Annotated in this window: 24 protein-coding genes and 1 pseudogene; 15 read left to right on the forward strand and 10 right to left on the reverse strand. The window is 60.9% G+C overall.

Annotated features, from left to right (window positions below; translation table 11 throughout):
• Window position 1: 1 nt before the first annotated feature.
• The 3 genes from pheS to rpmI all read right to left on the reverse strand — a co-directional run bounded on the left by pheS (window position 2) and on the right by rpmI (window position 1,741).
• On the reverse strand, window positions 2-1,072 hold the full coding sequence (gene pheS / locus A0U94_RS08475) for a phenylalanine--tRNA ligase subunit alpha (RefSeq protein ID WP_062033285.1): 1,071 nt from the start codon (window positions 1,070-1,072) through the stop codon (window positions 2-4).
• Window positions 1,073-1,169: 97 nt separating this feature from the next.
• Window positions 1,170-1,526 carry a 50S ribosomal protein L20 gene (gene rplT, locus A0U94_RS08480; protein WP_062033041.1) on the reverse strand — a complete coding sequence of 119 codons (357 nt, stop codon included), beginning with the start codon at window positions 1,524-1,526 and terminating at the stop codon, window positions 1,170-1,172.
• Between the two features lie 14 nt (window positions 1,527-1,540).
• Complete coding sequence (gene rpmI / locus A0U94_RS08485) at window positions 1,541-1,741, reverse strand: 50S ribosomal protein L35 (RefSeq protein ID WP_046901279.1); 201 nt, start codon at window positions 1,739-1,741, stop codon at window positions 1,541-1,543.
• Window positions 1,742-2,051: 310 nt separating this feature from the next.
• Between rpmI and A0U94_RS08490 the strand changes: the two genes are divergently transcribed.
• The 3 genes from A0U94_RS08490 to A0U94_RS08500 all read left to right on the forward strand — a co-directional run bounded on the left by A0U94_RS08490 (window position 2,052) and on the right by A0U94_RS08500 (window position 5,582).
• The gene (locus A0U94_RS08490) at window positions 2,052-4,478 is read left to right on the forward strand and encodes a glucose/quinate/shikimate family membrane-bound PQQ-dependent dehydrogenase (protein ID WP_077803908.1); all 2,427 of its coding nucleotides are present in this window, start codon (window positions 2,052-2,054) and stop codon (window positions 4,476-4,478) included.
• Window positions 4,479-4,611: 133 nt separating this feature from the next.
• A complete protein-coding gene (locus tag A0U94_RS08495) occupies window positions 4,612-5,265 on the forward strand; it encodes an energy transducer TonB (RefSeq protein WP_077803087.1) in 654 nt (217 codons plus the stop codon).
• Between the two features lie 107 nt (window positions 5,266-5,372).
• On the forward strand, window positions 5,373-5,582 hold the full coding sequence (locus A0U94_RS08500; protein WP_077803088.1) for a hypothetical protein: 210 nt from the start codon (window positions 5,373-5,375) through the stop codon (window positions 5,580-5,582).
• A 39-nt stretch (window positions 5,583-5,621) separates the two neighbouring features.
• Here the strand turns inward: A0U94_RS08500 and A0U94_RS08505 are convergent, their stop codons facing one another.
• Genes A0U94_RS08505 through A0U94_RS08515 form a run of 3 tightly spaced genes read right to left on the reverse strand, consistent with a single transcriptional unit; the run spans window position 5,622 to window position 9,821 of the window.
• Window positions 5,622-6,062 carry a SufE family protein gene (locus tag A0U94_RS08505; protein WP_077803089.1) on the reverse strand — a complete coding sequence of 147 codons (441 nt, stop codon included), beginning with the start codon at window positions 6,060-6,062 and terminating at the stop codon, window positions 5,622-5,624.
• A complete protein-coding gene (locus A0U94_RS08510; RefSeq protein WP_077803090.1) occupies window positions 6,055-8,025 on the reverse strand; it encodes a response regulator in 1,971 nt (656 codons plus the stop codon). The genes A0U94_RS08505 and A0U94_RS08510 overlap by 8 nt, the downstream gene beginning before the upstream one ends.
• Complete coding sequence (locus A0U94_RS08515; RefSeq protein WP_408735607.1) at window positions 8,022-9,821, reverse strand: ATP-binding protein; 1,800 nt, start codon at window positions 9,819-9,821, stop codon at window positions 8,022-8,024. The genes A0U94_RS08510 and A0U94_RS08515 overlap by 4 nt, the downstream gene beginning before the upstream one ends.
• A gap of 138 nt (window positions 9,822-9,959) precedes the next feature.
• On the opposite strand from A0U94_RS08515, the gene A0U94_RS08520 reads away from it, so the two are divergent.
• The gene (locus A0U94_RS08520) at window positions 9,960-10,370 is read left to right on the forward strand and encodes a hypothetical protein (RefSeq protein ID WP_077803091.1); all 411 of its coding nucleotides are present in this window, start codon (window positions 9,960-9,962) and stop codon (window positions 10,368-10,370) included.
• A 29-nt stretch (window positions 10,371-10,399) separates the two neighbouring features.
• Here the strand turns inward: A0U94_RS08520 and A0U94_RS08525 are convergent, their stop codons facing one another.
• Complete coding sequence (locus A0U94_RS08525) at window positions 10,400-10,783, reverse strand: hypothetical protein (RefSeq protein ID WP_062110146.1); 384 nt, start codon at window positions 10,781-10,783, stop codon at window positions 10,400-10,402.
• Between the two features lie 12 nt (window positions 10,784-10,795).
• Window positions 10,796-10,888, reverse strand: a pseudogene (locus A0U94_RS16335) (zinc-ribbon domain-containing protein); the annotation flags it as partial.
• A 123-nt stretch (window positions 10,889-11,011) separates the two neighbouring features.
• On the opposite strand from A0U94_RS16335, the gene A0U94_RS08530 reads away from it, so the two are divergent.
• The 8 genes from A0U94_RS08530 (at window position 11,012) to A0U94_RS15705 (ending at window position 18,169) form a co-directional block, all read left to right on the forward strand.
• Window positions 11,012-11,713, forward strand: coding sequence for a cell division ATP-binding protein FtsE (locus A0U94_RS08530; protein ID WP_062033066.1), 702 nt, complete (start codon window positions 11,012-11,014; stop codon window positions 11,711-11,713).
• Complete coding sequence (locus A0U94_RS16125; RefSeq protein WP_077803094.1) at window positions 11,710-12,618, forward strand: cell division protein FtsX; 909 nt, start codon at window positions 11,710-11,712, stop codon at window positions 12,616-12,618. Before A0U94_RS08530 ends, A0U94_RS16125 begins: the two co-directional genes overlap by 4 nt.
• On the forward strand, window positions 12,615-13,208 hold the full coding sequence (locus A0U94_RS08540) for a YdcF family protein (RefSeq protein ID WP_062033073.1): 594 nt from the start codon (window positions 12,615-12,617) through the stop codon (window positions 13,206-13,208). Before A0U94_RS16125 ends, A0U94_RS08540 begins: the two co-directional genes overlap by 4 nt.
• A gap of 45 nt (window positions 13,209-13,253) precedes the next feature.
• Window positions 13,254-14,003 (forward strand): lysophospholipid acyltransferase family protein, encoded by a 750-nt coding sequence (locus A0U94_RS08545; protein ID WP_077803096.1) that lies wholly within the window; start codon window positions 13,254-13,256, stop codon window positions 14,001-14,003.
• 249 nt (window positions 14,004-14,252) lie between these two features.
• Window positions 14,253-15,311: a DUF2125 domain-containing protein gene (locus tag A0U94_RS08550; protein WP_077803097.1), complete on the forward strand. Its 1,059-nt coding sequence runs from the start codon at window positions 14,253-14,255 to the stop codon at window positions 15,309-15,311.
• 219 nt (window positions 15,312-15,530) lie between these two features.
• A complete protein-coding gene (locus A0U94_RS08555; RefSeq protein ID WP_062033084.1) occupies window positions 15,531-16,970 on the forward strand; it encodes a cytochrome ubiquinol oxidase subunit I in 1,440 nt (479 codons plus the stop codon).
• A 5-nt stretch (window positions 16,971-16,975) separates the two neighbouring features.
• Complete coding sequence (gene cydB, locus A0U94_RS08560) at window positions 16,976-18,001, forward strand: cytochrome d ubiquinol oxidase subunit II (protein ID WP_077803099.1); 1,026 nt, start codon at window positions 16,976-16,978, stop codon at window positions 17,999-18,001.
• Between the two features lie 18 nt (window positions 18,002-18,019).
• Window positions 18,020-18,169: a DUF2474 domain-containing protein gene (locus A0U94_RS15705; RefSeq protein ID WP_149026731.1), complete on the forward strand. Its 150-nt coding sequence runs from the start codon at window positions 18,020-18,022 to the stop codon at window positions 18,167-18,169.
• Window positions 18,170-18,227: 58 nt separating this feature from the next.
• Here A0U94_RS15705 and gloB read toward each other — a convergent pair whose 3' ends face one another.
• Window positions 18,228-18,944, reverse strand: a complete 717-nt coding sequence (gene gloB / locus A0U94_RS08565; RefSeq protein ID WP_077803101.1) for a hydroxyacylglutathione hydrolase — start codon at window positions 18,942-18,944, stop codon at window positions 18,228-18,230.
• Window positions 18,945-18,984: 40 nt separating this feature from the next.
• Between gloB and A0U94_RS08570 the strand changes: the two genes are divergently transcribed.
• The 3 genes from A0U94_RS08570 (at window position 18,985) to A0U94_RS08580 (ending at window position 21,378) form a co-directional block, all read left to right on the forward strand.
• Window positions 18,985-19,701, forward strand: coding sequence for a class I SAM-dependent methyltransferase (locus A0U94_RS08570; protein WP_077803103.1), 717 nt, complete (start codon window positions 18,985-18,987; stop codon window positions 19,699-19,701).
• 79 nt (window positions 19,702-19,780) lie between these two features.
• On the forward strand, window positions 19,781-20,458 hold the full coding sequence (locus A0U94_RS08575; protein ID WP_062033099.1) for a phosphatidylserine decarboxylase: 678 nt from the start codon (window positions 19,781-19,783) through the stop codon (window positions 20,456-20,458).
• 14 nt (window positions 20,459-20,472) lie between these two features.
• A complete protein-coding gene (locus tag A0U94_RS08580) occupies window positions 20,473-21,378 on the forward strand; it encodes a CDP-alcohol phosphatidyltransferase family protein (RefSeq protein ID WP_062033103.1) in 906 nt (301 codons plus the stop codon).
• A gap of 75 nt (window positions 21,379-21,453) precedes the next feature.
• Here the strand turns inward: A0U94_RS08580 and A0U94_RS08585 are convergent, their stop codons facing one another.
• Window positions 21,454-22,389: an ROK family protein gene (locus A0U94_RS08585; protein ID WP_062033107.1), complete on the reverse strand. Its 936-nt coding sequence runs from the start codon at window positions 22,387-22,389 to the stop codon at window positions 21,454-21,456.
• Window positions 22,390-22,426: the final 37 nt, after the last annotated feature.

Consider the following 22,426-nt stretch of genomic DNA (forward strand, 5'->3'; position numbering starts at 1 on the left):
GTCACACGCCCTCCGTCAGCGTGGCAGGCGAAAACGCCGAAAATCCATAGTGCCGCAGCCAGCGCAGATCACTTTCATAGAAAGAGCGCAGATCAGGGATGCCATTCTTCAGCATCGCCAGTCGCTCAATTCCCATTCCGAATGCAAATCCCTGCCATTCGGCCGGGTCCAGTCCGCAATTCGCCAGAACCCGCGGATGGATCATCCCCGAGCCCAGAACCTCAAGCCAGTCAGACCCGCCACCGATCTCGCCTGTCGCCTTCGACCAGCCGATATCGACTTCCATGGAAGGCTCGGTGAACGGGAAATAGGAAGCGCGAAAACGAACCGGCAGGTTCGGCTTGTCGAAATAGACGCGCAGGAACTCGATCAGGCAGCCCTTGAGGTGACCGAGCGTGATATTACGATCCACCACCAGACCTTCGCACTGATGAAACATCGGCGAATGCGTGGCATCATGGTCCGCACGATAGGTGCGCCCAGGGGCAATAATGCGGATCGGCGGCTTTTCGCCCAACATCGTTCGGATCTGCACGCCCGATGTCTGCGTCCGCAACACCCGTGGCTCACCGCCTTCAGCCTCGGGCGGCAGATAGAATGTGTCGTGCTCGGTCCGCGCAGGATGGTGGTCCGGCGTGTTGAGCGCCGAGAAATTGTGCCACTGGCTCTCGATATCCGGCCCTTCGGCAACGGAAAAACCCATCGCGCCGAAAATGGCCGTCATTTCTTCAATGGTACGGCTGATGGGATGGATGGTGCCCGTCACAACCGCAGGGGCTGGCATCGTCACATCCACGCGCTCGGAGCGCAAACGGGCCTGAAGCGCCTCTTCCTCAAGATCGCGACCACGCGCCTCGACAGCCGCTGTCAGTTCGTCACGCAAACGGTTCAGCGCCTGACCGCGCTCCTTGCGTTCCTCAGGCTCCAGCTTTCCGAGTTGCTTGAGCAGCCCGGTCAGCGCACCGGATTTGCCCAGTGTTCCGACGCGGATCGCGTCCCACTGCGCGCGGTCCTGCGCTCCGGCCAGCGCGGCCAGCGTGTCATTCCTGAGTATATCGAGATCGTCAGCCATACCGCCCATCTCCTGCAGCACAAAACAAAACGGGCCGTCCTGATAACAGGACGGCCCGCCAGTCACCAGACCCCCAGGGGGGTCAAGCCGGAAAAGCTCAGCCGAGAGCGGCCTGGGCCTTCTTCACGATTTCACCGAAAGCGGCGCTATCGTCAAACGCAATAGCAGCGAGGACCTTACGGTCGATCTCGATGCCAGCCTTGTCCAGACCGTTGATGAAGCGGCTGTAGGTCAGACCGTGCTCGCGGACGGCAGCGTTGATACGCTGGATCCACAGGGCGCGGAAATCACGCTTCTTGTTGCGACGGTCACGATACGCATAACGCAGCGCCTTCTCGACGCGCTCCAGAGCAATGCGATAGTTCGTGGAAGAACGGCCGCGATAGCCCTTGGCGAGCCCGAGAACCTTCTTGTGACGGGCGTGCGACGTTACGCCCCGCTTGACACGTGCCATAGTACCTTATCTCCTCAGAGCCCGTAGGGCGCCCACTGCTTGATTGTCTTCGCATCCATGTCCGTCATGGTCTGGGGACCACGGTTGGTGCGCTTCATCTTCTGCGGACGGTTGATAAGGCCATGGCGCTTGTTGCCTGGGCCGCACATCACTTTGCCGGTCGCGGTGATCTTGAACCGCTTCTTGACCGACGACTTGGTCTTCATCTTGGGCATTTCGGTCTCCCTCGCCGTAAACGATTGGTCCTACACACAGTAAGGACTCTGCACGGCCGGGCATGCCACTCGTGGCCCGGACGCGTGCGCGGAAGCGGTGTCCTTATCCGAGGACAAAGTATTCTGCAAGCGCATTATTTTCTTGAACGCTCAATCATAAGTGGCCCCTTTCCTCAAGTCACGACGACGTGAATGTCCTCACAGTGACGTGAGCAAGATGAACCTTCTGACATCTTGACCCTTGATATCCTTCCATGTGCTTTGTCCGGAAGTCACCGTGCTGCACCAGAACAACATCTTCAGGAACATCATGAGCACATCATCCCGGCCAGGGCTCTGGGCCCTGATAACGGCCGCGGTCTTCGCGCTTTGCGGCGCGATCCTTACCGTTGGCGGCGCATGGGTCGCCGCTATCGGCGGCCCTCTCTATTATGTCCTCCTCGGCGTGGCACTCCTCGCCACGGCTTTCCTCTCATTCCGGCGCAATCCGGCTGCACTCTACCTGTTTGCAGTCGTCGTATTCGCAACGGTCATCTGGGAACTCACCGTTGTCGGTCTCGACATCTGGGCCCTGATCCCGCGTTCGGACATCGTCATCATCCTTGGCATCTGGCTGCTTCTGCCGTTCGTCTCCCGCCAGATCGGCGGTACGCGGACGACCGTGCTCCCGCTCGCAGGCGCGGTTGGCGTTGCGGTTCTGGCCCTGTTCGCCAGCCTCTTCACAGACCCGCATGACATCAGCGGCGAGCTGCCGACGCAGATCGCAAACGCCTCCCCCGCCGACCCGGACAACGTTCCGGCCAGCGAATGGCACGCCTATGGCCGCACGCAGGCTGGTGACCGCTGGTCCCCGCTGAACCAGGTCAACGCATCGAACGTCAGCAATCTCAAGGTCGCGTGGCATATCCACACCGGGGATATGATGACATCCAACGACCCGGGCGAAGCGACGAACGAAGCAACCCCGATCGAATTCAACAACACGCTTTACATGTGCTCCCTGCACCAGAAGCTGTTTGCGATCGACGGTGCGACCGGCAACGTCAAATGGGTTTATGATCCGAAACTCCAGATCAATCCCGGCTTCCAGCACCTGACCTGCCGCGGCGTCAGCTTCCACGAGACCCCGGCCAACGCGACCGATTCCGATGGTAATCCCGCACCGACGGACTGCGCCAAGCGCATCATCCTCCCGGTCAATGATGGCCGTCTTGTCGAGATCGACGCCGATACGGGCAAGACCTGCTCAGGCTTTGGCACCGATGGTGAAATCGGTCTGCGCGTTCCGAACCAGCCATATACAACGCCTGGTCAGTATGAACCGACGTCCCCGCCGGTCATCACGGACAAGCTGATCATCGCCAACAGCGCGATCACCGATAACGGTTCCGTCAAGCAGGCTTCGGGCGCCACGCAGGCATTTGATGTCTATACCGGCAAGCGCGTCTGGGTGTTCGACGCATCGAATCCCGATCCGAACCAGCTTCCGGATGAAAGCCATCCTGTCTTTCATCCGAACTCCCCGAATTCCTGGATCGTGTCGTCCTACGACCGTAACCTGAACCTCGTGTACATCCCGATGGGCGTGGGCACTCCCGACCAGTGGGGCGGTGACCGCACGAAGGACTCCGAGCGTTTTGCTCCGGGCATCATCGCGCTCAACGCAGACACGGGTAAGCTTGCCTGGTTCTACCAGACGGTTCACCACGACCTGTGGGACATGGACGTTCCGTCCCAGCCGAGCCTTGTGGACATCACGCAGAAGGACGGCACGCTTGTTCCGGCCATCTACGCTCCGACCAAGACCGGCGACATCTTCGTGCTCGACCGCCGCACTGGAAAGGAAATCGTCCCTGCACCGGAAACCCCGGTTCCGGGTGGCGCTGCTCCGGGCGATTACACCAGCCCCACACAGCGGATGTCACAGCTGACCCTGCGTCCGAAGAACCCGCTGAACGACTCCGATATCTGGGGCGGCACGATCTTCGACCAGATGTTCTGCAGCATCTATTTCCACACCCTGCGCTACGAAGGCCCCTTCACGCCGCCGTCGCTCAAGGGTTCGCTGATCTTCCCTGGCGATCTGGGCATGTTCGAATGGGGCGGTCTGGCCGTCGATCCGCAGCGTCAGGTGGCCTTCGCCAACCCGATCTCCCTGCCATTCGTCTCCCAGTTGGTTCCCCGCGGACCGGGTAACCCGCTCTGGCCTGAAGAAAACGCCAAGGGCACAGGTGGCGAAACCGGCCTGCAGCACAACTATGGCATTCCGTATGCCGTCAACCTGCATCCGTTCCTGGATCCGGTGCTGCTACCGCTCGGCATCAAGATGCCCTGCCGTACACCGCCCTGGGGCTATGTCGCCGGTATTGACCTGAAGACCAACAAGGTCGTCTGGCAGCACCGTAATGGCACCCTGCGGGATTCCATGTACGGAAGCTCCCTGCCGATCCCGCTGCCGCCGATCAAGATCGGTGTCCCGAGCCTTGGTGGCCCGCTCTCCACGGCCGGAAACATCGGCATCCTGACGTCGTCCATGGATTACTACATCCGGGCTTACAACCTGACGACAGGCAAGGTCCTGTGGCAGGATCGTCTGCCGGCCGGCGCCCAGAACACACCGATGACGTATGCCATCAATGGCAAGCAGTACATCGTGACATATGCTGGCGGACACAACTCGTTCCCGACCCGCATGGGCGATGATATCATCGCCTACGCCCTGCCCGATCAGAAATGATCTGACAGGACCAGAAAAACCATGAAAAAGGGGAGGTGCCATCCGGCATCTCCCCTTTTTTTATTGCAGCGTACTGGCCACAGACACGTTCGTTACATATGGTAATACTTCGGTCGCAGACGAAAGACATGCCATGAGATTGCCCGCCGCCCGCCCCGCACTCGCTGTAACAGTCGTATTTTTAAGTACGATGATAACAGCACGCGCCGAGGATCAGTCTCTCGGAGCAATGCTGGACCCCCACCATCATGGTCAGCTCATCTACCCGCCGGCGGAACTCGAACAACGCAAAAGCGGTACGGCCCATATCCGCTGCACCATCAGTGCCACGGGTTTTCCTACAGAGTGTGAGGCCTCCGCCTCACAGCCGGATTTCGCGCTCGCTGCCGAACATCTGGCCTATAGCTCAAAATTCCTGCCAGCTTACGAACATGGCAGCCCCGTTCAGAGCACATGGGAATATGCATACACTTTCCACGTGCACCCCGACCTGACGACCCCGCTGCTCGATAAGCTCCATTCTGCACCGCCCCATTATCCCGAAGCGGCAGATGTTGCCGCCCTTGGCGCGCACATCGCCGTCACCTGCCAGGTTGATCCGATCGGTGTCGCCCATGACTGCACCGCCAGCGAAGGCCCCGCTATCCTGAAACAGGCATCGCTCGCTTATTTCGGTCTTGCAAGATACTATCCGGCCCTGAAGGACGGTCAGCCCGTTTCGGCGCAGTATCACGGCAGCATCAACTGGGACTCATCTCATCCCGTGGATCAGAAGGGATTTCGCTAGTTCGGCGGCGATGAGGCAACTTGCCTCATACCCGAAACATATTGCATGATTTCCACAAATCCGGGACACGGCTTCCACGACCCGGTCCTGCTCTGGAGACCTTCACCATGTCATTTCGTCGCCTGTCCGTTGCCGCACTTGCCGTTATGGCCCTCGGTGCCCAGATGGCTCACGCCAAGCCCTGTCGTGACGACAAGGGCAAGTTCACAAAATGCGAGGCACCGCAGAAGCCGAAGCCCTGCCGCGACACGAAGGGCAAGTTCACAAAGTGTCCTGCCCCCGCCGGCACCCCGGCTCCTGCAACAGCCCCGAAATAAAACCTCACACCCCCGAAGGCTTCGGCCGACGGGGGTTTCTCATACCGGGAGAGCAGCCCGTTTCTGAATGGCCTGCGCCATGGCTTCGACCCCGTTGCCACGATTTGTCGAAAGCGCCTTGACCAGACCCATCTCATGCAAAAACACCGGGCTCGTCCCAAGAATTTCCGCATTGGTCCGACCTGAGTAAACCCTCAGCAGAAGCGCCACGAGCCCCTGGACGATCGCGGCATCGGACGCACCGGCAAAAAACAGCTTTCCACCCCGTTCAACGGCCTCAAGCCAGACCTGACTCTGACAGCCCGGAACACGATGAGCATCATCCTGCCAGTCTTCCGGAAAAGGCGGCAGTTTGCGTCCCATCTCGATGATGTACTGATAACGCTCCATCCAGTCATCAAACAGACCCAGCTCCGCCTCGATCTCCTCAATGGCAGCAGCAGCCGTGTCTTCCTGGGGCACAAGATAGGCATCACTCACGCGTTACAATCTCCATTACAGACCTCTGCTCCATGCTCACGTTACCGTTCCGCATGGTCTCGGCAACAGCCCTGCGCAAGGCATCCTGCGTAAAAGGCTTTGGCAGAAGCAGACCGTTTTCAGGCGTCGGCATATCATCTGTATGTCCGCTGATAAACAGGACCTTCAATCCCGCCATCGCTTTCTGCAACGCTGCCGCACAGGTCAGGCCATCATGCTCGGGCATCCGCATATCAATGATCGCCAGATCGAAGCTGGATGCCGGATCGACAGAGTTCAGCGCCTCTTGCAGAGAGGCCACAGCCGTCACCTCATGCCCGTCCTGCGCAAGGAAACCTGCCGTCACCATCCGTACCGGCGCTTCATCATCCAACACCAGAACCTTCAGCGACCGTCCAACCGTCCCACCGGAACGTTCCGGCTGACTGATCCGCTGCTGCCCACTCCGCGCCACAGGCAGAATCAGCGTCATGCGCGTTCCCTCACCCACGACGCTCTCTACGGCGATTTCCCCGTAACTGCGGCTGAGGAACCCATACACGCTCGACAGCCCCAGCCCCGTCCCGCGCCCGACATCCTTGGTCGTGAAGAACGGGTCGAAAATTCTCGCCGCAATTTCGGGTGTCATGCCCGCCCCTTCATCCACGACGTCCAGCGCCACAGCCCGCTCTGGGCAGCATTCCGCAGGCAGGTCCGTTCGCTTCTGATCCACAATCCGCGCACTGATCTGCACCGTTCCACCATCGGCCATGGCATCGCGCGCATTCACACACAGGTTCAGAAGCGCCATTTCAAGCTGGTCGGCATCCGACCAGACCAGCGGCAGATCCTGCGGCAGATCTTCGACACATAGCGCGCAGGGCGACGCCACTGCAGGCGCACCGCGCTTCTTGAGGCTCTGACGCAGAAGATCCGTCAAACCGGGCAAAAGCTGCTCCAGGGACACCGCCGACAGACGTGCTTCACGCGGGCGGCCGAACTGAAGCAGCCGTCGTGTCAGAACCGCTCCACGCTGCGCTGAATCCGCAGCATTGCGCAGCAGTGCCACAGAGGCCTCGTCCAGATCGGCGATATCTTCCAGCAGTTCGAGAGATCCAGAAATCGCTGCGAGCAGATTATTGAAATCATGCGCGATTCCCCCTGCAAGCGTCCCCAGGGACTGAAGCTTTTCCGCCTGTCGAAGCCGAGATTCCATAACAACGCGCGAGGTCACATCGCGGTCCATGCTGACCTGCCAAGCATCCTCCGAAGACGCACCTTCCGGCCATGCCAGCGCCAGCCGCGTCAGTTCGTGCCACCGGGTTGAGGTCTTGCCGCCTTCTTCTGCAAGAACTTCCCCAACCAGACGCTCTTCCTGCCCCGACCTGCGAACGCCCTCCCGCATGGCCGAAACCTCCGGCCAAAGACTTTCAGGAAAATGAGCCTGCTCGGTCTCGGCGCCGCTCTCGGCTTCATCCCGCACATTGCTGCGGATGCACCGGCCGTCCCGATCCGAAAAGACCAGTCCGATCGGCAGCGCTTCCATCAATCCACGCAGCAGAGCCTGCTCGGTCCGTAACGCCCGCTGCGCCAGACAATGCTGCGTGACCTCACCGACCAGCGACCGCAGCGCATCCGAATCCCACGGCTTGTGCACATATGCCTGAACCTGCCCCTGATTCAGCGCCGATACGACGGCCTCCAGATCCGCATATCCCGTCAGTAGAATGCTGCGCGCGTCCGAAAACCCCCGCGCCTGCATCAGCAGCTGGTCTCCGGTCAGGCCGGGCATCCGCTGATCGGAAATGATAGTCGCAACATCCCTGTGCTCCCGCAGCAGATCCAGCGCCCGCAGCGGATCCGTCGTGGACAGGATTTCATACTGGTCTTCCAGCAGGTCCGTCAGGGCGACAAGGATTTCCTCCTCATCGTCCACCAGCAAAATCAGAGGACGCGACGGTCCTTTTGCGCTCCAGAAAGTCATGCTGCGCGGCCAGTCGCCACCGGCCCCTCCTCGGTCATGCGAACGGGCAGACTCAGCCGGAAACAGGCTCCGATGCCATGCCCGCCCGGCAGATTGGCGTCCATTACTTCAATCGTTCCGTCATGCGCCTCCATGACACTATAGGCAATGGCCAGCCCCAGCCCCGTCCCGGTTCCCACAGGTTTGGTCGTGAAAAACGGGTCAAAGATCCGTGTTCGCAGTTCATGCGGAAGGCCCGGCCCATCATCGCTCACGCTCATTTCATAGCGCCCGTTCTCCAGCCGCGAGGCGATAACGATCGTACCGCGCACCACATCCCCATCCGAAGAGATGTCCGCCAGCGCATCCGCCGCATTGGAGATGATGTTCATGACAACCTGATTGAGAAAAGCCGGCTGACAGACCAGTTCTGCCGGAGCCTGAAGATCCTTCCGGACCACAATCCCCGGCCCCAGCTTATGGGCCAGCAAAGCAAGCGCCGTCTCCAGTGCGGCCGGAACGTCGACTTTCTGGAACGAACTTTCGTCCAGGCGCGAAAACCGGCGCAGGCTCAGCACAAGATTTTGAATACGCTGCAGTCCGAGTTTCATGGATTCCAGCCGCGACATGCCTTTTTTTGTCAGCGAGATTGCTTCGTCAGACGCATTGACGCCCTGCAGACGTTTGAGCGTCCGCGTCACCGTATCGGCATGCGCAATCGTGAAAGCCAGCGGATTGTTGATCTCATGCGCAATCCCAGCCACCAGTTCGCCCAGCGAGGCCATTTTCGCCGTCTGCACGAGTTTGGACTGCGCCTGCAGAAGGCGCTCGTTCGTGCGCGCAAGTTCCATATTGGCCTGCGCCAGCGCCTCAGCCATCTCTGCCTTGGCACGCGCGGCTTCAAGCGTCAGCGCATTCTGCTGACGCTCGATTTCCTGCTGACGAAACTCGTCCTGCGCCATCCTGCGCTGGGCCAGCGTCCGAATTCGCATGGCAAGGGCCTCAAGCGCGATATCGCTGGGCACCAGATCATCAATTCCGGCCTCAAAAAACTCGCCCGAAGACTGGCGCCTGAACCGCGATGCCTCCACGATTCCCAGTGTCCGGAACGGAATTCCGCCTGCCTCCAGAACAGCCTGCCGCCGGGCGTCCAGAAGGCGACAGAATTTCAGATCTTCGTCTCCGCTCCCGAGTTCAAGCACCAGACAGTCCGGACTGTCCGCCCCCCGCAGCCAACCACCGTCGATCAGATCGTCCGAACGCTCAATGGACGTAACGGTGTGTCCGTCACGCCAGAGCAGCTCTCCCAGCGTCGTTTCGGGCGCTTCTTCGACGGCATCTTCCTCGTCCTCATCCTCCCGTGGAGAATTGACGATCACGATCCGTGCCCGACGCAACCGGGACGCCTCGTCAACCTGAAGAAGCTCAGGCCCCTCCCGCAACAGCGCCCGCATCCGCAGAACCATCAGGTCAGGATGCGCCGATTTTGAAATATAGGCGTCAGCCCCGCTCTCCAGCCCTTCGCGCTCGACGCCCGGCGACGCATCTTCCGTCAGCATCAGGATGGGAATATTGCGGGTCAGCGCATCTAGTCGCAGTCGCCGCGCAAGCTGGCCACCACTCATCCCCGGAAGCTCGGTACAGGCCACCACCAGATCGGGCATCGTATCCTCGATCGTGCCCAGCCCTTCTTCGCCGCTGGTTGCGCAGGTGAGCGCAAAGCCCTCATTGACCAGAATCCGGGCAATCTGCCGGGCATGGTCGCAGTCAGGCTCCACCAGAACGACCCGGGGCATGTTCGGCGTTACCATCGGCATCTCAAATTCAGGAAAAGGCATGACGGCACGGGAAAGTTTGCATTGGCGATCTCTTGCAGCTAGTCCGAAGTGAACCATTCGTCCGATTTCAGTGACGAACACTAACTCCCGTTGCCGGACCACTGGAAGCCATATCTCATGGACATGCAGCCCCCACCCCATATCACGGACCGCCTCCTTGGTAGCAGAAGCCAAAGCGAGTCATCGCTCACAACATCCTCGATGATCCGGATGGGCGTGTGGTCAGTCTGCTATTTCGCCTTCTATATGGCCCAGCAGGTTGCGGAACTTCTGGCTCCCCTGCTGCTGATCCTGGGGCTGGGCTGGTACATTCTTCCGCATATCGTCAATGCGATCACAACCAGCGCAGCCAGTGCCGATCCGCAGGCGCGTGACATCATGAACCACGTAGCCGGAACCCTTCCAACCCATCTTCAGGTCGGCAGCCATCTCGTGACGCCAGGTTCCCTCATTTTTGACGGTATCCTGCTCATGGCGGTAGCCGCTATCGGCGCAACGATCTCAGCCCTCGCCGCCCGCAACATGTAAAACAAGGCGGCCGCAATTCAGCCTGGGGCTCAGTAAAAATGTCCGCGTCCCGGAAGAAACCCGAACAGGCCCGCTCCCTTGCAGTACCACAATGCCGCAACTCCGGAGCCTGCCAGAACAAGACTGGCACCCCAGGCCGCGGCCCAGAGCCCGGTAGATCCGATCATCGACGGGCCACTCAGATCAGCCGGTGCCTGCACGTCACCGGTTGAACGGGAATGCAGAACAGCTGAACGACGCGCAATATTTCGCCCAGCCATCGCCCCAGTGGCGCGGAACGTTCCTTCCGTCCCGGACGCGGGTTTTTCTGCCACAACCGGCTTCCCGGCGCTTTCTTCTTCCGGAACTTCAAAAACAGTCGGCGCAGCCTCAGAAAGCACTTCGTGCGACGTCGTCGCCACGGGCGCAGCCATTTCCCAACTGTCTCCGCAATTGGCGCAGCGCAACCGCTTGACCCCTTTTGCCATCGCCTCCGGCACCTCAAAGACCGCATGACAATGGGGGCATTCAATGCGCATTCAATCAATCCCTTCGACAGCTGGCTCTGATCCGGCCTAGCCTGAGCCGTGTGCTTGCCTGTTATGACGAAATGATCGTTATTAAATGGTTAATAGATTGCTCCACTTTTCAATGAAAGCATCATGATCCGCCTCCTGAATGTCTCGATGATGCCCCCCGGCGTAGGCCAGCCGGTCTTGCGGAACCTGACCCTTTCCGTGCCGCAGGGGGAGTTCCGCTGGCTGCTCGGACCATCCGGCGCAGGCAAATCGAGTCTTCTGCGCCTCCTGACACTGGAGACACGCCCGTCCGCCGGTCAGATGGACCTGCTTGGCGTTTCCGTCACACATGCCAGCCGCGCGACCCTGCGAAACCTGCGCCGAAGAATCGGCTTTGTTCCCCAGGACTATCGCCTGATCGGGGAATGGACAGTGTTCGACAATGTGGCGCTTCCGCTCCGTCTGCGCGGCGCCTCCGAACGCGATACCAGGCGGGAGGCTTTCGCCGTTCTGGAATGGCTGGACGTCGCGCATCTGGCCGACAAACGTCCGGGAACCCTTTCGGGCGGCGAACAGCAACGCACCGCCATTGCCCGCGCCCTGATCGGGCGTCCTGAGCTGCTGCTCGCAGATGAACCGACCAACGCGCTGGAAGATGCGCAGGCCCGGCGGCTTCTGACGACATTTCAGGAACTGATCGAAATGGGTACGACCGTCATCGTCGCCACCCATAACGAGGCTCTGGTCCACGAAGCCCCGGCAGCCTCGATCGTTCTTCAGGACGGCACGATCGCAAATACCGACATTCAGGGCGGCATGTCCGTGCGACGGGGAGAACGCTCATGAGCGCTCCGGTCTCCCCCGGGCTGCGCTCGGGCAGCCTGCCGCTTCTCGTCGCACTCATGACGCTGCTCGCAGGCCTTTCGCTCGCCGGCCTGGCAGGCGTGCAGACCCTTGCTGAAAGCTGGTCCGGCGCCGCCCGCAACGCAACCACGATCGAGATTCCGTCCGATACACCCCAGCTCGCAGACCGTACCCACACCCTGATCCACACCCTGACCAAAACGCCAGATGTCACGACCGTCCGTGAACTCTCCACCAAAGAGGTCCAGACCCTTCTCGCTCCCTGGCTGGGGCAGGTCTCTGAAAGCGCAGGCCTTCCCGGCCTCTCATTGCCCGTGGTCCTAATCGTCGCCCATACCGGCACTCCCGATCTGGGCACAATCGTACATGGCGTCCTGCCTGAAGCCGTGGTGGAAGAAGATCGCCGCTGGGGCGAGCGCCTCAACGGTCTGGGAAACAGCCTGATCGCCTGCGCCTGGCTGGCCGTGAGCCTCATTGCGGCCATTGCGGTCCTTTCGGTGGGCATGACCGTCCGTCGCTCCGTCATGGCTCAGCGCAAATCCGTCGAAATCGTCCATTTCCTTGGTGCCGGAGACCTGACGATCTCCAGCCGGATCGCAGGACGGGCCGCGCTGCTCAGTCTCGCCGGAAGCCTCGTCGGCCTGCTGCTCCTGAGCCCGGTCATCACCATGCTGGCCCGGAAGCTCACACCCTTTTCACATGGCGCCCCTGCTGCTGCCCCTGCCGCCAGCACATGGGACGCCCTGATCGCCACATGGTGGAGCACCCTGCACGTCCTGCCGCGCATGCTCCTCGAAGAACTCGGCGCCCTGCCCCTGATCGCCGCCGGCCTGGGCTGGCTCACGGCGCAAACCGTCGTACTTGTCTGGCTGCGGCGCCTGCCATGAGACGCTTTTTCCGGGCATGTCTGGCCCTGGGAGGGCTCTGGCTGGCGGGCTTCGCCTGGTTTATTCAGGACGCCAGCAAGCCTCCCGTCACTGCCACTGTCTGCGATGGCATCGTCGCACTGACCGGCGGAGAGCAGCGCGTCGATACAGCCATTACCCTGCTGCGGGGCGGATACGGACACCTGCTGTTGATTTCAGGTGTTGGCCCCCACGTCACGCTGCAACATATCCTTCATCTTCAGCAGGAATCGCTGTCCTCGCCTCTGGCCGCGCGCATCACTCTGGGTCGCCGCGCCACCAGTACGATCGGCAACGCCCACGAAACAGCCGAGTGGGCAACAGAAAACCACCTCCATCGTGTTCTTGTCGTCACCGCCGGCTATCACATCCGCCGCGCCGTTCTCGAAATCCACAGGACGGCCCCCGACTTGGACCTCATGCCCTACCCCGTCGTGCCACTTGCCCTGCAAGGCACCCTTTCCTACAAAATCCTGTTCCTGATGTTTCGGGAATACAACAAGCTACTCGGAGCCGAAATCGGTGTCCTAACAGGCCTGCCAGATGGTCGCGAAGGACTGGATGGCGCCTGACAGCCCTTGTGCCTGCCCCCGTTTTCTGGTGTGCAGAACACCATGATGAGCATTCTGCGCGGCGTCCTGTTCAATCTCTATCTCTTCTGGATCACCCTGTTCATGGGCGTCGGAACCATTCCGATCCGCCTGATGAAAAATCAGGATCTGGCTCTTTCGTACGCAAAACTCTGGGCACGAGCCGTTCTGTTCGGCTTTACCCGCATCTGCTCGGTCCGGATCGAGATCACCGGCCAGGATAACCTGCCGCCCGGTCCGCTGCTGATTGCCTCGCAGCACCAGTCCTTCTTCGATGGCTTCATCTGGATGACGCTGGTTGACCGCCCCGACTACATCATCAAAACGGAACTGACACGCATTCCCGTCGTCGGCCCAATGCTGCGCCTGACCGGCATGATCTCCGTTGACCGGAAAGCCGGATCAAAAGCCCTGCGCACCATGATGCAGGATGCAAAATCCGCTCACGACGCAAACCGCCAGATCATCATCTTCCCCGAGGGCACCCGCACCCTTCCCGGCGAACGTCATCCGATCCAGCCCGGTATCGTGGCTCTGGCCCGGCAGGCCAACGTTCCCGTCGTGCCTGTCGCAACCGATTCAGGCCTCTTCTGGGACCGGCACCCCTGGCTCAAACGTCCGGGCATCGTACACGTCGTGATCGGCCAGCCCCTTCCGCCGCAGCAGGAACGCCGAGCTTTTACCGAAGGACTGGAGAGCGCGTGGGACGAACTGTGCACAACCCATGCGTTGCCCCGAGATCCTGTGGATAACTCTGTGGACCCGGAAAAAATCTGACTGATCAGCAAAAAACTGAAATCTTTCAACGATCTTGTAAAAACAGGATACTTCTGGCGTCCTATCATTAACAAATTCTCCATATTCTTTGGTTTTCTGCGGTTTTCATAGCCACATCAGCTTCAGGGCGTTTCTGAAAAACCCTCAGGCAGGCGCATTTTCCCGCATTCCCAAGGCACTCTCCACGGCTGGGGATAAAACAGACGGGGGTTGACCAATCCCGCAGCCAATCCCGAAAAGAGATGCTCAATGGATCGCTTGTTCTTTACTGTCCGTTACAGCAGATACGCTGTGGTATTGATTGCCATTCTCGCAATATCGACCCTCCTCGATACACTCTGCTGGCGTCACACCATCCACAGACTGGAAACCGTCGCCCACACTGCCATCGCTACTGCACGCAAAAACGGCTGGGTCGTTAACACGACTCCGTCGCACAGGGGCGGTTGGCCGTTCGGCGCATGGGTAGAACTGGACCGTCTGGACGCCACACATCCAGCATCGTCCGGTGCGCCCTACGATGCTGGGTGGGCCGCAGAGCATCTCCGCCTTGGGGGATCATGGCCCTTTTTACTTGGCGCGGAACTGCCGGTTTCCCTGACAGGGCATCAGGCTGCGCGACTTGTCCTGAATAATGCGATCCTGACCTTTGTGACTGCAGACCTTCAGATTCGTTTCAAAAATCCACAGGATCTGCGTTTTTCCGTCTCACAGCTTAAACTGGCCTTCTCCGGGCGCTGGCCTGACAAGCAGATCTTCGCAAAAAACCTCTCCGGACGCCTCATCCGCTTTCCCGAAGCCCTGGCCGGTGCAACACGGCTCGGCATAAACGCAAAAGCAGCTGATCTGTCAGGGTTTCCATTGCCCTATGGCGCCTCCGTCGACCTCCATTACATGCATCTTGCGCTTGCCCTGACAGCATCCGACGCCTCCACAGAACTCTCGCTTCTCGACCCGAGTTCGTACGGACGCCTTCTGCTTCAGGACGCCTCGGCCTCGCCAGCTTCCACAAACAGCCGCATCATCCTGTCCGGCGCCATGGCACTCCCGAGCCGGAATGGCACTCTCACTCTCACCGTGATCCAATGGCAGACCCTCGCAGACCGGCTTCTGGCCCAATCTGAAATAGAGTCGCACCTTGCACCGGACCTTCAGGTCGCTCTCCGCAAGGCTCTGGAAAAAGCTTTCACCCGACGGGCTGGAAACGGACAGCCACTTTCGATGGCGATCCCTGTCGTCAACGGGGAGATCCTCCCCGATACGCAGGCGTTTTCCGCGCTTTTCAACGGAAAAGCTCCTCTCCCCTGAAAGCTGCCAGGACCCGAAGCCGCCGGTTGATTTCCATCAAAAACACCACCTGAACACAGAACTTTCTCTGGCCAAACACGTTCTGGAGGTTCAAAAGACGGCGACACACGAAACGATCACAACTTCGTTACTCTCGTTCTGCGTGCGTCAGATCCTTTGGGGAGCGACATTGCTTCTGACGGGATCTGCCACTCGCCATCTATCCAGAAGGCAACCGAAATGTTTGGCCTCTCGGCTTTATTCCTGGCGCGGTTCCAGTTCGCGTTCACGGTCGGGTTTCACATCGTGTTCCCGGCCTTCTCGATCGGCCTCGCAGCCTATCTCGCTGTTCTTGAAGGACTCTGGCTCAAGACAGGCCGCAGTGCCTATCTGGACCTTTTCAAATACTGGCTGAAAGTTTTCTCCGTCGTCTTCGGCATGGGCGTGGTCTCCGGCCTCGTCATGTCCTACGAGTTCGGGACGAACTGGTCGGCCTTTTCGCAGAAAGCAGGTCCGATCCTCGGCCCGATGCTGGCCTATGAGGTCATGACGGCCTTCTTCCTTGAAGCCGGCTTTCTCGGCGTCATGATGTTCGGCCTCAACCGCGTCGGCAAAGGCCTGCATTTCGCAGCCACCTGCATGGTCTCGATCGGCACACTGATTTCCATGAGCTGGATCCTGTCGTCCAACTCGTGGATGCAGACCCCGCGTGGCTATCGCATCGACGAAGCCACCGGCCGCTTCCTGCCTGTCGACTGGTGGCAGATCGTCTTCAACCCGTCTTTCCCGTACCGCATCGTCCATATGGGCCTCGCAGCATTCCTGTGCGTGGCATTCATCGTGGCAGGCGTGGCCGGATGGCACTTGCTCAAGGCGCGTCGTGAAGGCCGTCAGGCGTCCGAACAGGTCCGCCTGATGTTCTCCATGGCCATGTGGATGGCCGCCATCGTCTCCCCGATCCAGGTTCTGGCCGGTGATACGCAGGGTCTGAACACGCTGGAATACCAGCCCGCCAAAATCGCCGCCATCGAAGGCGACTGGGAGTCCGAAAGCCGCGCGCCGGAGTTGCTGTTCGGCATCCCGGACATGAAGAACGAGACAACCCATTACAAGATCGCCATCCCCTATATGGGATCGCTGATCCTGACGCACAGCCTCGACGGCAAGGTTCCGGGCCTGAAGGACTTCCCCAAGGAAGACCGTGCCTATTCCCCACTGCTGTTCTTCTCGTTCCGCATCATGGTGGCCCTGGGCATGCTGATGGTGCTGGTCGGTCTGTGGTCGCTGTATCTGCGGTGGAAAGGCAAGCTGTACGATACGCCGCTGCTGCACCGGGTTGCCCTGTTCATGTCCCCGGCAGGCTTCCTCGCCCTGCTGTGTGGCTGGGTTACGACCGAAGTCGGCCGTCAGCCCTTCACTGTCTATGGTCTGATGCGGACCGCCGACAGTGTCTCGCCGATCGCCCTGCCGAGTATCGCAACGTCGATGATCGCTTTCATCATCGTCTATTTCATCGTGTTCATGGGTGGCATCACCATCCTTCTGCGGACCTTTGCTGAAGAACCGCATGCGGACCAGCATGGCCCCGCCGAGGACCAGCCCCAGCGTGCCGCAGGTACAACACAGGTCTCTCATCAGCCCCCGTCCAGCCCTGCGGCCGGCGCTGGCATGGCGGAGTAAGAACCATGACAGAAACAGCCGGCTTCTGGCTTCCGGTGGTCTGGGCGCTGCTCGCAGCAACCGCCATCTTCCTCTATGTCTGCCTTGATGGTTTCGACCTCGGGATCGGCATCCTTTTCCTCAAGGAAAAGGACCACGATCACCGCAACCTCATGGTCAACACGGTCGCCCCTGTCTGGGACGGCAACGAAACCTGGATGATCTTTGGCGGCGCAGCGCTCTACGGCGTCTTCCCCGTCGCCTATGGCACGATCCTCCCAGCGCTCTATCTGCCAATCCTGTTCATGCTGCTGGCCCTGATCCTGCGCGGCGTGTCCTTTGAATTCCGCTTCAAGTCGGAATCGCCCATGAGCCAGTTCTTCTGGGACACGTCGTTCTGCGGCGGCTCCATCGTGGCAGCCTTCATGCAGGGCGTCATTCTGGGAACACTCGTTCAGGGCATCAAAGTCGAGAATAACGTGTTCGTCGGTTCCAGCTTCGACTGGTTGACCCCGTTCGCCCTGTTCTGCGGCCTCGCCGTCGTCATCGGTTATGCGCTTCTTGGCGCCACATGGCTTCTGTGGCGCTGCGAAGGCGAACTGCATGATGCGATGCGCCGGATCTCCTTCGTCCTCGGCGGCCTCATGCTGGCGACGATCGCGCTCGTCTCGGTCTGGACGCCGATGCTCCACACCACCTACATGCAGCACTGGCTGGACATGCCGCAGTTCGCTCTGGTAGCGCCGGTTCCGGTTGCAGTCCTCGTGCTGGCAGCCGCACTGTTCCTTGGACTGCGGAACCCGCGCTCGCACCTGCTTCCGTTTATCGCGACACTGGGCCTGTTCTTCCTGTGCTTCAGCGGTCTGGGCATCAATGTGTGGCCCTATATTGTGCCACCGACCATCACCATCTGGCAGGCATCCTCCCCGCCGGAAAGCCAGACCTTCCTTCTGGTCGGCACGATGTTCCTCCTGCCGCTGATCCTCTCCTACACTGCCTATTCGTACTATGTGTTCCGCGGAAAAATGTCCGCCGGACACCACTATCACTAACGGCGGAGAACCAGCCCCATGCGCATCGAATACGGTCAGCGGGACGAGAAACCGGGCTTCCTGAACTGGATGAAGCGCGTAGGCTGGTTCGTGGCAATCTGGGCGGGCGGCGTCGTTGTAGTAGGCCTCGGCGCCGAACTGCTCAAGCAGGTCATCTTCGGCTGGTAACAGCCTGACAATGCCCAAAAAAAGCCCCGTCTCTTGCGAGCGGGGCTTTTTTGTTCCTTCAGAACGTATCCTTTTCCCTGCGCAGCCGCGCGAAGGTCTCAACATCCGGCGCAAGCAGAAACGGGTTTGTCCTGCGCTCCACGCCCAGCGCCACGGGAAGCGTCGGCCGCCCGGCTTCCAGCAGACGTTCAACTTCCCCGGCCCGCGCCTTCAGGGCAGCATTATCCGGATCGACATGCAGCGCGAACGCCAGGTTCGAGCGCGTATATTCATGCCCGGCACAGACAAGCGTGCTGTCTGGCAGACTGTCATAGCGGTGCAGACTGTCGAACAGTTCCTGCGCCGTGCCTTCCAGCAACCGCCCGCAGCCGAGACTGAACAGCACATCCCCGCAGAACAGCGCCGGAACCTCGTCCACGACATACGACACATGCCCCACCGCATGACCCGGCGTGAACAGGACCCGGATCTGCGTGCTTCCCAGACAAACGACGTCCCCACCCTCAACGGCGTGATCCAGCCGGGGGAGCCATTCCTGCTTCTGGCGCGGCCCGTAAACCTGCGCGCCATAGCGCTCCCGCAATGCCTCCGTCCCGGCCGTATGATCGGCATGATGATGGGTCAGCAGGATCATATCCAGCCGCCCTTCCCCGATTTCGTCGATTATTGGCCCGGCCTCTCCGGGATCCACGACGGCCCGCGCGCCCTGGGGCGTCGTCAGCAGCCAGGCATAATTGTCCGACAGAACCGGAATCGGCTTGATATCAAGTGGCATGACTGTTCCCCTTGGACTGTCCCGCTGATGAGGTACCTGCATGCTGACGTCCCTGGCCCGCATCCGTTCCGATGATGCCGCCACTTTCTATGAAAGCCGACAGGGACAGCGCACGGCCCTGCTCCTCAACGAGCGCCTGCGACGCATCATGCCCCCCATGCGGGGGCGACGCATTCTCGGCATAGGCTACACAGCGCCCTATCTTCCCGAAAGTGCCGAATTCGCAGTCTCCGCGCGCCTGCTTCACGCCCAGACCCAGAAAGCACGTCACCCATCCTCGAGGGACTGCATCGTCGACAGCGGTCGCCTGCCTTTCGACGACCTTTCGATGGACGTGGTGCTTGTGGTTCATGGCCTCGAATTCACACGTGTCGCGCCGGATTTCCTGCGCGCCATCTGGCGCACCCTCACCGATGACGGCGTCCTGATCCTGATCGTGCCCAACCGTTCAGGCTACTGGGCGCATACCGATGCCACTCCTTTCGGCCACGGCATTCCCTATAGCAGCCGCCAGTTGACCCGCCTGCTCGACCAGACCCTTTTCCGGATCGACCATCACTCAGGGGCGCTGATGCCCCCCCCCGCCGCTCTTTCCGCCACACATGGACGCCTCGTGGAGCGGATCGGGCACGGGCTGCGCCTGCCCTGTGGCGGCGTTCACCTCGTCACGGCCCGCAAGAATGCCTATGCCGGAACACCCCTGATCGACGACAAACTGGCCGCCCCGCTTCCCCAACAGGTACCCAGACCCGCCTGAAGCAGAAAACCTGCCCGAAAAACGCCTTCTTTGTGGCGAATTCTTGACCCTCCCGCCGTGTGCCGTAAGAGTGCGTTCCATGTCGCTGATCCAGTCCTTCAAGCTCGTCCTGTCGCCGCCGCACCGCGCCGCGACTCCCTTCCTCCTCGCCGGTTCGTTCGTCGGGCTGCTCGGACGGGCCACGCCCTGGCGCGCCACGCGCCTGCTGGGCAATGCAGGTATCGCCTTCACGGCGTTCTGCCTGTACTTCTTCCGCGATCCCAAACGCACCCCGCCGCCGCGCGCCGATCTGGTGCTGGCATCCGCCGATGGCCGCGTCACATCCGTCGCCCTCGTCACGCCGCCGCCCGCGCTGGAAATGGGACACACGCCGGTCTGGCGCGTCTCGACGTTCCTCTCGGTGCTGAACGTTCATATCAACCGGATGCCCGCCGCCGGTGAAGTGACAAAGATCGCCTATCACGCTGGCAAATTCCTCAATGCCAGCCTCGACAAGGCGTCGGAACACAACGAACGCAACGAACTGCGCCTGACGCTGCCGGATGGCCGCAATATCGGCGTGGTCCAGATCGCTGGCCTGATTGCACGCCGCATCCTGTGCTTCGTCGAGGAAGGGGACCGCATGGAAGCGGGCGAGCGCTTCGGCCTGATCCGCTTCGGCTCGCGCACCGACGTCTATCTGCCGCCCGGCGTCGAACCTCTGGTTGTGGAGGGGCAGACCATGGTTGGCGGCGAAACCGTCCTGGCGACGCTCTGAGCCAGACGCCATACATGACCACGCCTCCGACGGTTGACCCCACCCGCGAACCCGCCCAGTCCGTTAGCGCCTCTGGCCGAAAGCGTCGCATCCGGCGCAGACTCCGCCGCATGGGGCGCAGCCCCCGCACGCGGGTGCGCGGGCCGTCGTTCAACCGCCTCATCCCCAACATCATGACGATGCTCGGCCTCTGCGCCGGGCTCAGCGGCATGCGGTTCGCGCTCGAACACCAGTTCGAACCCGCGGCCGTAGCACTCCTGATCGCCGCCTGCATCGACGGGCTCGACGGGCGCATCGCGCGCCTCCTCAAAGGCGCCACCCGCTTCGGAGCGGAATTCGACAGCCTGTCGGACTTCGTCTGCTTCGGCGTCGCGCCGTCCTTCGTCCTGCTGATGTGGTCCCTCGAACATGCCGGACGCTATTCTTTCGTCCCGTGCATCCTGTTCACGGTCTGCATGGCACTGCGTCTGGCCCGCTTCAACGCGAGCCTCGATGACGACGACAAGCCGGAATATTCCTACAGCTTCTTCACGGGTGTCCCGGCCCCTGCGGGCGCCGGGCTGGTGCTGTTCCCGGTCTTCCTCGGCCTCGAAGCCGACCGCCTCCATGCCGAAGGTCTGGCCGCGTTCGCCCGGCTGCCTCTCGTCTCGGCCGTCTGCCTGATCGTCACGGGCCTGCTGCTGGTCTCGACGCTTCCGGTCTGGTCGTTCAAGAACTTCAAGGTCCCGGCGCGCTACGTCCTGCCCCTGATGCTCGGGACCGGCCTGTATGCGGCCCTTCTGGTCGCGGACCCCTGGGGCGCCCTCGCAGGTGCGGGACTGCTCTATATCGCGATCCTGCCCTTCTCCCGCCGCTCTTATCACCGCCTGAAACTTGCGGCGGAAGAGATGTCGGAAACGGTGGAAGAAGAACCCGCCTGAGAGCAGGAAATACCAACAAAAAAGGGCCGCCCGGATATCCGGGCGGCCCTTTTTCATGTCCGATACGCGACGGGCTTATTCCGTCACGTCCCACAGCCATGCCGCACCACGCACACCAGAGCTGTCACCATGCTTGTTCCGCACGATCGGCGTCGTGCAGACCGGCGTAATGACATGCTTGGCCAGAAGCGGCGGCACGCGCTCATACAGCGTGTGAAGGTTGGAGACGCCGCCACCGAGGACGATCACATCTGGATCAAGGAAGTTGATGACCATGGCACAGGCCCGGGCAAAACGCTCGGTGTAACGGCCCAGCGCCGCAATTGCAGCCTGATCGCCATTGGCTGCAGCCTCTTCGATCCCGGCCGTATTGCGATGGCCCGGTCCTTTCCAATCCGCGGCAAGTGCCGGGCCCGAAAGGTAGCGCTCCATGCAGCCCTTGTTCCCACAGAAGCACTCGCGCGCCGGCGCATCTTCTTCCGTCGGCCAGGGCAGAGGCAGATGCCCCCATTCGCCAGCAATATGATGACGCCCCTCAAGCACGCGGCCATTATTGACAATACCCGCGCCCATGCCCGTCCCGATGATCACACCGAAAACGGTCAGCATGCCCTTGGCCGCACCATCGGCAGCCTCGGACAGAGCAAAGCAGTTGGCGTCGTTTTCCGTCCGGACCGGACGGGCCAGCGCGGCTTCCAGATCATGCCCGAAAGGCTGGTTGTTCAGCCAGGTTGCATTGGCATTCTTGATCAACCCGCTCTCTGGCGAGATTGATCCCGGAATCCCGATGCCCAGAGTGGAGGTGTGCTGCCCCGCCGAGACGCGGTGGCTCGGCACCGCACCCAGACGGTGATCCACATCCGCAACCAGATCCCGGATCGCCAGAACGGCCTCGTTATAAATACCGGGATTGGCAATCCGTTCCCGCAGGACGAGATCGCCCGAACGATTCAGAACCGCGATTTCGATCTTCGTGCCACCAAGATCAATTCCAAGGCGATAATCAGCCATCTCAAGCCCTGTGCTCTGTGCGGCGACCTGAACGACA

This window comes from Gluconobacter albidus (assembly GCF_002005485.1).
In the GTDB taxonomy this organism is placed as follows: domain Bacteria; phylum Pseudomonadota; class Alphaproteobacteria; order Acetobacterales; family Acetobacteraceae; genus Gluconobacter; species Gluconobacter albidus.

Coding starts and splice junctions, on each gene's coding strand:
- pheS (WP_062033285.1), bottom strand. CDS start 1,072: ATGGCTGACGATCTCGATATACTCAGGAATGACACGCTGGCCGCGCTG.
- rplT (WP_062033041.1), bottom strand. CDS start 1,526: ATGGCACGTGTCAAGCGGGGCGTAACGTCGCACGCCCGTCACAAGAAG.
- rpmI (WP_046901279.1), bottom strand. CDS start 1,741: ATGCCCAAGATGAAGACCAAGTCGTCGGTCAAGAAGCGGTTCAAGATC.
- A0U94_RS08490 (WP_077803908.1), top strand. CDS start 2,052: ATGAGCACATCATCCCGGCCAGGGCTCTGGGCCCTGATAACGGCCGCG.
- A0U94_RS08495 (WP_077803087.1), top strand. CDS start 4,612: ATGAGATTGCCCGCCGCCCGCCCCGCACTCGCTGTAACAGTCGTATTT.
- A0U94_RS08500 (WP_077803088.1), top strand. CDS start 5,373: ATGTCATTTCGTCGCCTGTCCGTTGCCGCACTTGCCGTTATGGCCCTC.
- A0U94_RS08510 (WP_077803090.1), bottom strand. CDS start 8,025: ATGACTTTCTGGAGCGCAAAAGGACCGTCGCGTCCTCTGATTTTGCTG.
- A0U94_RS08515 (WP_408735607.1), bottom strand. CDS start 9,821: ATGCCGATGGTAACGCCGAACATGCCCCGGGTCGTTCTGGTGGAGCCT.
- A0U94_RS08520 (WP_077803091.1), top strand. CDS start 9,960: ATGGACATGCAGCCCCCACCCCATATCACGGACCGCCTCCTTGGTAGC.
- A0U94_RS08525 (WP_062110146.1), bottom strand. CDS start 10,783: ATGGCTGCGCCCGTGGCGACGACGTCGCACGAAGTGCTTTCTGAGGCT.
- A0U94_RS08530 (WP_062033066.1), top strand. CDS start 11,012: ATGATCCGCCTCCTGAATGTCTCGATGATGCCCCCCGGCGTAGGCCAG.
- A0U94_RS16125 (WP_077803094.1), top strand. CDS start 11,710: ATGAGCGCTCCGGTCTCCCCCGGGCTGCGCTCGGGCAGCCTGCCGCTT.
- A0U94_RS08540 (WP_062033073.1), top strand. CDS start 12,615: ATGAGACGCTTTTTCCGGGCATGTCTGGCCCTGGGAGGGCTCTGGCTG.
- A0U94_RS08545 (WP_077803096.1), top strand. CDS start 13,254: ATGAGCATTCTGCGCGGCGTCCTGTTCAATCTCTATCTCTTCTGGATC.
- A0U94_RS08550 (WP_077803097.1), top strand. CDS start 14,253: ATGGATCGCTTGTTCTTTACTGTCCGTTACAGCAGATACGCTGTGGTA.
- A0U94_RS08555 (WP_062033084.1), top strand. CDS start 15,531: ATGTTTGGCCTCTCGGCTTTATTCCTGGCGCGGTTCCAGTTCGCGTTC.
- cydB (WP_077803099.1), top strand. CDS start 16,976: ATGACAGAAACAGCCGGCTTCTGGCTTCCGGTGGTCTGGGCGCTGCTC.
- A0U94_RS15705 (WP_149026731.1), top strand. CDS start 18,020: ATGCGCATCGAATACGGTCAGCGGGACGAGAAACCGGGCTTCCTGAAC.
- gloB (WP_077803101.1), bottom strand. CDS start 18,944: ATGCCACTTGATATCAAGCCGATTCCGGTTCTGTCGGACAATTATGCC.
- A0U94_RS08570 (WP_077803103.1), top strand. CDS start 18,985: ATGCTGACGTCCCTGGCCCGCATCCGTTCCGATGATGCCGCCACTTTC.
- A0U94_RS08575 (WP_062033099.1), top strand. CDS start 19,781: ATGTCGCTGATCCAGTCCTTCAAGCTCGTCCTGTCGCCGCCGCACCGC.
- A0U94_RS08580 (WP_062033103.1), top strand. CDS start 20,473: ATGACCACGCCTCCGACGGTTGACCCCACCCGCGAACCCGCCCAGTCC.
- A0U94_RS08585 (WP_062033107.1), bottom strand. CDS start 22,389: ATGGCTGATTATCGCCTTGGAATTGATCTTGGTGGCACGAAGATCGAA.